This is a genomic window from Enterobacter cloacae complex sp. 6730903 (assembly GCF_048283985.1).
Taxonomy (GTDB): Bacteria; Pseudomonadota; Gammaproteobacteria; order Enterobacterales; family Enterobacteriaceae; genus Enterobacter; species Enterobacter hormaechei_C.
In genome coordinates, this window is record NZ_JBLVXX010000110.1 from 1 (window position 1) to 2,605 (window position 2,605).

At 46.0% G+C, this 2,605-nt stretch carries 3 protein-coding genes; 2 read left to right on the plus strand and 1 reads right to left on the minus strand.

Translation table 11 applies throughout. The annotated features are described in order from the left end of the window. Positions 1 to 231: 231 nt before the first annotated feature. Both ACNQ0W_RS24940 and ACNQ0W_RS24945 read left to right on the plus strand, forming a co-directional pair. Positions 232 to 1,851, plus strand: coding sequence for a phosphoethanolamine--lipid A transferase MCR-9.1 (locus ACNQ0W_RS24940; protein WP_001572373.1), 1,620 nt, complete (start codon positions 232 to 234; stop codon positions 1,849 to 1,851). Between the two features lie 76 nt (positions 1,852 to 1,927). Further along, entirely contained in the window at positions 1,928 to 2,404 is a 477-nt protein-coding gene (locus ACNQ0W_RS24945) for a WbuC family cupin fold metalloprotein (protein WP_001572372.1), read from the plus strand. Here ACNQ0W_RS24945 and ACNQ0W_RS24950 read toward each other — a convergent pair. Next, positions 2,405 to 2,605 (minus strand): hypothetical protein (locus ACNQ0W_RS24950; RefSeq protein ID WP_218969450.1); only part of this gene is annotated, 201 nt, incomplete at its 5' end.

The window sequence follows — 2,605 nt, forward strand, 5'->3', positions numbered from 1 at the left end:
AATGACGAAAGCAGGTATGCCTGAAAGCGTGCGTATTGCCTGAAAACACAACCCGCTACGGGGGAGACTTACCCGAAATCTGATTTATTCAACAAAGCCTCGTTAAGGTTAACCTAAGATTTCAGAATGATAATCTCTGCTTTGCAGCGAATAAGGCAATCATAATATTAGATTGAATTGTTGTAATTATCATCAATGTTTTTACTGGTTTACTATTTTCCGGAGGTGTTAATGCCTGTACTTTTCAGGGTGAAAGTTATTCCGCTGGTTTTACTTCTGGCAATGATCTTTGCGTTTTTACTTAACTGGCCAATATTGCTGCATTTTTACGAGATTTTGTCGCATTTAGAGCATGTCAAAATTGGTTTTGTCATTTCTATTCCCTTTGTTCTGGTTGCGGCGCTTAACGTTGTTTTTATGCCTTTCTCAGTTCGTTTTCTGCTGAAACCTTTCTTTGCTTTACTGTTTATCACTGGCTCACTGGTCAGTTATTCGACACTAAAATATAAAGTAATGTTTGATCAAACGATGATTCAAAACATTATTGAAACTAACCCCCAGGAAGCGCATTCCTATCTTAATGGCTCAATTATTATATGGTTCGTCTTTACCGGTATCCTTCCTGCCATCCTCCTTTTTTCAATAAAAATTCAATATCCTGAAAAATGGTATAAAGGCATTGCTTACCGTTTGCTCTCCGTGCTGGCATCGTTGAGTTTGATTGCAGGTGTTGCCGCACTTTATTATCAGGATTATGCCTCTGTCGGCCGCAATAACTCGACATTGAATAAAGAGATCATCCCGGCGAACTACGCTTACAGCACTTTCCAGTATGTTAAGGATACGTACTTTACGACTAAAGTGCCTTTCCAGACGCTGGGGAATGATGCTAAACGCGTCGTCGCTCACGAAAAACCCACGCTGATGTTCCTGGTGATTGGCGAAACGGCACGCAGCCAGAATTTCTCGATGAACGGTTATTCGCGTGATACCAATGCCTTTACCAGCAAATCCGGCGGCGTTATTTCGTTTAAAAATATGCATTCCTGCGGTACCGCTACCGCAATATCCGTTCCGTGCATGTTCTCGAATATGAATCGCACCGAGTACGACAGTAAAAAAGCATCTAACAGTGAAAATTTCCTCGACATCGTGCAGAAAACCGGTGTCTCGCTGTTATGGAAAGAGAACGATGGCGGTTGTAAAGGCGTATGTAGCCGCATCCCGACTGTCGAAATTAAGCCTAGTGATAACCCGAAACTGTGCGATGGCAAAACGTGCCATGACGAGGTGATGCTGGAAAACCTTGATGATGAAATCGCCAAAATGCCAGGTGATAAGCTTGTCGCCTTCCATATCATTGGCAGCCATGGACCGACTTATTACCTGCGTTATCCGGCTGAGCATCGCCACTTCATGCCCGAATGTGCACGTAGCGATATCGAAAACTGTACTCAGGAACAATTGGTCAACACCTACGACAACACCCTTCGTTATACAGACTATGTATTAGCTGAGATGATTGAAAAGCTAAAAAATTACAGCGATCAGTACAACACCGTGCTGCTTTATGTGTCCGATCATGGTGAATCATTGGGCGAAAGCGGGCTATATCTGCACGGCACGCCGTACAAACTGGCACCGGATCAGCAGACGCATATTCCGATGCAGGTCTGGATGTCACCGGGCTTTATCGCCGGGAAACACATCAACATGTCTTGCCTTGAAAATAATGCGGCGAAAAAATCATATTCCCACGACAACCTGTTCTCATCGATTTTGGGGCTGTGGGACGTAAGCACCAGCGTCTATAATCCTGACCGCGATTTGTTCCGCGAATGCCGTGGCTAATCGATTGTTAGTATAACAAAAAGCCTTACGGCAACCTGGTTGCCGTAAGCTGCAAGAATGCAATAAGGCTTATAATATGAAACAACTTACTTTCAACGACCTACGCAAGCAAAGCGCACAAGCCGCAAATTCCCCCCGCTTACGTGCCCATCATAATTTCCACCCTGAATTGAGCGACCCGGTGCAGCGTCTGGCTATTGCTATGGAACCGGGAACTTATGTTCGCCCTCATCGCCACCCGCATACTTTTGAACTGCTGACATCCCTTACCGGTCGCTTTTTGGTATTGAACTTTGATGACCTGGGTAACCTGACCCAGCGCGTCGTGTTAGGTGAGGACTGTAAAGTGCTGGAGATGGATGCAGGCACCTGGCATACCGTATTGTCACTGGATGAAGGCGGCGTTATTTTTGAGGTAAAACACGGTAGGTACCAGCCTGTTGCTGATCAAGATGCCGCCCCATGGGCCCCCGCCGAAAACGAGCCGGGAACTGCAGAGCTGATGAAATGGTACACACAGGCGCAAGTAGGTGATGGCGGATATCCGCGGTAATTAATGCGTTGCACGGAGTGCCATTCTCTCCTTCGCGCCAACTTCAAAGGCTAAGACGCTTCCTCCCAAATCACCTACTCGTAAACCTGTGGCAAGAGTAGAGGCACTGTTGCAAATAGTCGGTGGTGATAAACTTATCATCCCCTTTTGCTGATGGAGCTGCACATGAACCCATTCAAAGGCCGGCATTTTCAGCGTGAC

Coding starts and splice junctions, on each gene's coding strand:
- ACNQ0W_RS24940 (WP_001572373.1), top strand. CDS start 232: ATGCCTGTACTTTTCAGGGTGAAAGTTATTCCGCTGGTTTTACTTCTG.
- ACNQ0W_RS24945 (WP_001572372.1), top strand. CDS start 1,928: ATGAAACAACTTACTTTCAACGACCTACGCAAGCAAAGCGCACAAGCC.